The sequence below is a fragment of the Xenorhabdus griffiniae genome (genome assembly GCF_015163655.1).
GTDB classification, from domain to species: domain Bacteria; phylum Pseudomonadota; class Gammaproteobacteria; order Enterobacterales; family Enterobacteriaceae; genus Xenorhabdus; species Xenorhabdus griffiniae.
In genome coordinates, this window is sequence record NZ_JADEUF010000164.1 from 1 (window position 1) to 5559 (window position 5559).

The 5559-nt window shown below is 43.1% G+C and carries 4 protein-coding genes, 1 tRNA gene and 2 pseudogenes; 3 read left to right on the plus strand and 4 right to left on the minus strand.

Annotated elements, in window-relative coordinates; translation table 11 throughout:
• Nucleotides 1-81 (plus strand): IS1 family transposase (locus IQ211_RS17675; protein ID WP_228011593.1); only part of this gene is annotated, 81 nt, incomplete at its 5' end.
• Nucleotides 82-182: 101 nt separating this feature from the next.
• On the opposite strand, the pseudogene IQ211_RS17680 reads toward IQ211_RS17675, so the two are convergent.
• The 3 genes and pseudogenes from IQ211_RS17680 to prlC all read right to left on the minus strand — a co-directional run.
• Nucleotides 183-956: pseudogene (locus IQ211_RS17680) on the minus strand (Fic family protein); the annotation flags it as partial.
• 270 nt (nt 957-1226) lie between these two features.
• On the minus strand, nt 1227-1970 hold the full coding sequence (rsmJ, locus tag IQ211_RS17685; RefSeq protein WP_189761213.1) for a 16S rRNA (guanine(1516)-N(2))-methyltransferase RsmJ: 744 nt from the start codon (nt 1968-1970) through the stop codon (nt 1227-1229).
• A 6-nt stretch (nt 1971-1976) separates the two neighbouring features.
• Entirely contained in the window at nt 1977-4019 is a 2043-nt protein-coding gene (gene prlC / locus IQ211_RS17690; protein ID WP_189761212.1) for an oligopeptidase A, read from the minus strand.
• Between the two features lie 225 nt (nt 4020-4244).
• Here prlC and IQ211_RS17695 point away from each other — a divergent pair.
• Nucleotides 4245-4339, plus strand: a tRNA-Sec gene (locus IQ211_RS17695).
• 82 nt (nt 4340-4421) lie between these two features.
• A pseudogene (locus IQ211_RS17700) lies at nt 4422-4853 on the plus strand (tyrosine-type recombinase/integrase); the annotation flags it as partial.
• A 79-nt stretch (nt 4854-4932) separates the two neighbouring features.
• Here IQ211_RS17700 and IQ211_RS17705 read toward each other — a convergent pair.
• A complete protein-coding gene (locus IQ211_RS17705) occupies nt 4933-5127 on the minus strand; it encodes a CPCC family cysteine-rich protein (protein WP_189761211.1) in 195 nt (64 codons plus the stop codon).
• Nucleotides 5128-5559: the final 432 nt, after the last annotated feature.

A 5559-nucleotide genomic window follows, 5' to 3' on the forward strand; every position in this document is an offset into this window, starting at 1 on the left:
AAAACATTAGGCTATTCAAAATCACCGGAAATGCATGACAAAGTCATCGGGACTTTTATCGAAAGAGAATATTATATTTAAGACCAATCAACATTTTGAATACGTGACCCATCCAAGAATAACTCTCTCCGTAAATTATCTGTGTTTTTGTCAAGTTCAATATTGATGGAGGGTATTGATAACTATAAGCTAGGAACGAATCCTTCATTTCTCAAGGATTGAATGACTCCTCTTATCAGAGATGAATGGGATATATTAATCGCGTAGCTTCTGGCTTTATTTGATGTTGGCTTTAATAGTTTCTGTTCTATTAGTTTAGATATTTGATATGTTATTTGTGCTGACTTAAGTTCAGGTAAAACCTCTTTCAAGTCTCCTACCTTAATAATGCCCACTGTAACTGCTTTTCTCAGTATTTTTGCTTCAATATTGCTTAGCGCATTCTTTTCTAAAGCAAATGCTATTGCTGGAAATAAAATTTTCTGACTTAAGAAATGCAAATTGGTTAACTGGTCAACCTTTTTTAGTTCAGTAGAGATACCAGCCAATACATAAATACACCATTCTTCAAGCCCTTCACGAGTTCCAAGATCTGCTTTTGATAACATTTCATAATATTTATTTCTATCATTGCAAAACACTGCTGTAGGATTGAGAACTCTGCCGCCTGCTTGAACATTAAATCCATACTTGATAAGTAATGCATAAGTTAACAATCTTACTGTTCGACCGTTTCCGTTGCTGAAAGGATGAATCCAACCAAAGCGATGATGGGCAAGAGCTATTTTCATTAAATCGTATTTAGGGCTGTCCTCACGGTTAATGAAAGCGGTTAATTCATTCATATAGTCAGGGACTTTTATGCTATCAGGCGGAAGATGTTCTGATTGCCCTATGCTCACACCATGATGGCGATATTGACCGGGTGTTTTATCTCCTTCGCGTTGTAAGTTATCTTAAAAGTAGTGTTTTCAATATCTCGAAATCAGGAAAAAAAAGTGATTATTTATGGTATGTTATGTTACATAGTGGCTCACTATTATCTCAAAATCAAGGTTGTGAAGATCTCAAAATATCTATGCTGCTATCTTTAAAAACTATACTTGTAACCTATTGATTTATCTGAGGCCGTCACTTTGGCCTCCCTGTATTGATCGACGGTTTAAGCGGAATTCGGATTAGTCAGATGATTTAAAAACCCCATATGTAACATGGGGTTTATTTTTCTAACAAGGATAAATATCGAATCGGTGATTTTTAGTGGTAATTGCAGCGGATGCTTTAACACCCGCCAGTGGTTCTGCATAATCTGGCCGTTTTACCACAACCCGACGTTTTGCCAATGCACGGGCCGGTTCCAGTAAACTATCAGCATCCTCATCTGCCCCGACCAGTGATTGGAAAACCCGCATCTCTTTTTTGACTAGCGCGCTCTTTTGCTTATGTGGATACATTGGATCAAGGTAAACCACATCTGGCGGCGGTGTAATATCTGTCAATGCTGTAATGCTTGAGGCGTGGATCAGCGTCATGCGTTCTTTCAGCCAACTTCCAATCTCTTCATCCTGATAGCCGCGCTGTAGTCCGTCATCCAATAATGCTGCTACCACAGGGTTGCGTTCTAACATTCTGACATGACAGCCGATAGAGGCCAGCACAAAAGCATCGCGTCCCAACCCAGCGGTAGCATCCACAACATTGGGTAAATAACCTTTCTTGATGCCGACGGCTTTCGCGACGGCTTCGCCACGACCACCACCAAAGCGACGACGGTGCGCCATTGTTCCGCTGACAAAATCGACATAAATCCCGCCCAGCTTAGGCTCATCACGCTTGCGCAATTCGAGTCGTTCGGGTGTCAATACCAGTGCCATGACCGAATCTTCATCGTGGATCAGATCCCAACGTTCAGCCAATAACGACAAGGCGCTGCGATCAGCGCCTTCTTCACAAATCAAACAAATTTTCACAGGTGATTATCCGCCGATGCCGTAGCTCTTCAGCATTGCATCCAGTTCTGGTTTACGGCCCCGGAAGCGGACAAACAGTGTCATTGGATCTTCTGAGCCGCCGCGGGACAAAATATTGTCGAGGAATGACTGACCGGTTGTGCGATTGAAAATCCCTTCTTCTGAGAAGCGAGAATAGGCATCGGCTGCCAACACATCCGCCCACAGATAGCTGTAATAACCTGCTGCATAGCCACCATTAAAGATATGGCTAAAGGAGTGCGGGAAGCGTCCCCAATCTGGCGATGGCACAACCGCAACTTGTTTTTTCACTGATTGCAGCGTTTCCAGGATTTGCGCTCCTTTGGCTGGATCATATTCCACATGTAAGCGGAAATCGAACAGACCAAACTCAAGCTGGCGCAGGATCTTCATTGCGGCCTGATAGTTTTTGGCCGCCAGCATATTATCCAGCATCTCTTGTGGCAGGGGTTCCTGAGTTTGATAGTGACCGGAGATAAATGCCAGTGCTTCCGGCTCCCAGCACCAGTTTTCCATAAACTGGCTTGGACACTCTACTGCATCCCACGGTACGCCACTGATACCGGCAACATCCAAAACTTCAATTTCGGTCAGCATATGGTGCAAGCCATGCCCAAACTCGTGGAACAGTGTTGTCACTTCATCGTGGGTAAACAGGGCCGGTTGATCACCGACTGGTTTATTAAAATTACAAGTCAGATAAGCGACCGGAATTTGCAACTCGCCAGATGCATGGCGCATTCTGCCGACATAACTGTTCATCCATGCGCCACCGCGTTTATGTTCGCGGGCGTAAAGATCTAAATAGAAACTGCCACGCAATACCTGCTGCTCATCATACAGATCAAAGAAACGTACATCAGGATGCCATGTATCTACATCCTGGCGTTCTTTGGCGGTAATGCCATAAATGCGGCGAATGACTTCAAACAGCCCTTCCAACGCTCGTTGTTCCGGGAAGTAAGGGCGCAGTTGTTCATCATCAATGGAGAAGTCATGCTGCTTTTGCTTCTCGCTGTAATATGCCAGATCCCACGCTTCCAGCCCATCAACACCGTGATGAGATTTTGCGAAGTTAGTGAGTGTTTCCAACTCTTCTTGACCTTGTTGATGGGCGCGTTTGGCCAGATCGTTCAGGAAATCGAGTACCTGCTGAGGTGTTTCAGCCATTTTGGTTGCCAGAGAACTTTCAGCATAGTTCTTGAACCCCAATAATTGGGCGAGTTCATGACGTAATGCAAGTAATTCCGCCATCACTTCACTGTTATCCCACTTTCCGGCATCTGGCCCTTGATCAGAAGCACGGGTCGTATAGGCATAATACATTTCTTTGCGCAGTTCACGATTATCGCCATAGGTCATGACTGGCAGATAACTTGGCATATTGAGTGTCAGCAACCACCCATCCAGCCCCTTGGCTTCGGCGGAGGCCTTGGCTGCGGCTTTGGCACTTTCAGGCAAACCGGCCAGATCACCCTCGTCGGTAATCAGCTTGGTCCATCCCATCGTGGCATCCAGCAAATTATTGCCGAACTTTGCACCCAGCTCAGATAAACGAGCAGTAATTTCACCGTAACGTTTCTGTTTCTCTTCTGGTAAGCCAATGCCGGTCAATTCAAAATCACGCAACGTATCTTCAACAACCTTGCACTGTGGCTGGGAAAGGGTTTCGAATATTTGGCTCTCTTTTAGCGACTTATATGCTTGATATAACCCTTTGTGTTGCCCCAACCAGGTATCGAATTCAGAGAGCAGGGGCAGGCTTTGCTCATAGGCTTCGCGAAGCTCTGGACTATTCTTGACCGCATTTAGGTGTTCGACTGGCGACCACATACGGGAAAGCCTGTCTTTCTCTTCTGAAATGGGTTGGCACAGGTTATCCCAGGTAAAAGCAGTGTTTTCGGATAAAATCTTCTCAATGACTTGGCGGTAATTGGCTAACGTCTCTTTCACAGCAGGCACAACATGCTTTGGTTCGATTGCAGAGAACTTAGGCAATACAGAAGATATCAGTAACGGATTAGTCATAATGAGCGCCTTATATGTGTATTTGGGTATAGGCTGAAACCAGCCCCGTATCCCAATGGGTTGTTGACGATAGATGGGGATAAGATATCGTGAGTTCAATGCTAATGCCGCACTTTTGTGCGAACAATTAGGTTCTTTTTCTGTCAGGGATCTGTGAAGTTGCGGAGAAGTTTAGATATTCTTGGAGACGCGCTATAATCCCTGCTCTTCATCAATTCTATTAATGGAAGATCATCGTCCCCGGTGGGGCGGCTGGACTTCAAATCCAGATGGGGCCGCCAGCGGCCCTCGGCAGGTTCAACTCCTGTGATCTTCCGCCACTTTTTGTCTGATGTCGTCTTTTTTATTCAATAAAATGTATCCCTTAAAGAGATACCTCCAAATGAAATTAACAGCCAATACAAGCTAAGCAACACATTCGAAGCCATAATGAGGGAGTGGCATAAATCCAAAGCTGATAGATGGTCGTTGCGTTATCGTGATGAAATTATCGATACATTTGAAAAAGATATTTTCCCTTATATCGGTCATCGTCCCATATCAGAAATCAAGCCTTTGGAATTACTTGAAACACTGAAAAAATTAGAAGCCCGAGGTGCATTAGAAAAAATGCGCAAAGTTCGTCAGCGTTGCGGGGAAGTTTTTAAATACGCCATTATTACTGGACGTGCTGAATATAATCCTGCTCCCGATCTCGCGAGTGCACTAGCCTCACCTACAAAACAGCATTTCCCTTTTCTGACTGCGCAGGAATTCCCTTTTTTCTTGAAAGAGTTATCTGCTTATACAGGCAGTGTAATAACAAAAACAGCCTGTTGCCTATTTTGGCTGAGCACTTGCAACGCAGTGGCGATCGCCGTGAATGGATTGTGACACAGAAAGCTGGCTGGCAATCAGTTTGAGCTAATATAAGTTAGCTTACTTTCTTACCTTCTGAAAATGCTTTTCTTGCTTCATTTAAACTCATTTCATTAGCCCCGCCCTGAAAGTCGGCATCTTTAGACTGCACAGGATCATCTTCCCATCCACAAATATCACAAATAAGATATTCACCAAATTCATCAAGGGTCGTATGATTACAACATGGGCAATGGTATTTTGTACTCATCGGCTGCTCCAATATTTTTTGGATTAACACTTTAAAATAAAAGCTATTTGTTTAAACAAATAGCTTTTAATAATCCATTTTAAATGTTATTTTTTTATGTTATTCAATTAAATTGTTATATTTTTTTGTTCTGGAAAATTCAGGCTCCTTCCAATTTGGACCTTTAATTGTCTTTCCTTTTTCACCCTCTGCTAATTTTCCTTCATTTAATAATCTTTCATAAGTCTTCCATAACTCTCCTTCTTCAAGAACTTTAAAACGATACCTGACATACATACGATCTATAGATGGATAGGAAAATTTAAGAGAAAAAACCAAAAGTATATATAACTTTTCATAATCATGAGAGTTTCATATTTCCTATTCCTTTCCATGTGGTTGCTGAAGCGGCATTCAAAAAAATCTTAACTTTTTTGATTAGCTGCCACATAT

Coding starts and splice junctions, on each gene's coding strand:
- IQ211_RS17705 (WP_189761211.1), bottom strand. CDS start 5,127: ATGAGTACAAAATACCATTGCCCATGTTGTAATCATACGACCCTTGAT.
- prlC (WP_189761212.1), bottom strand. CDS start 4,019: ATGACTAATCCGTTACTGATATCTTCTGTATTGCCTAAGTTCTCTGCA.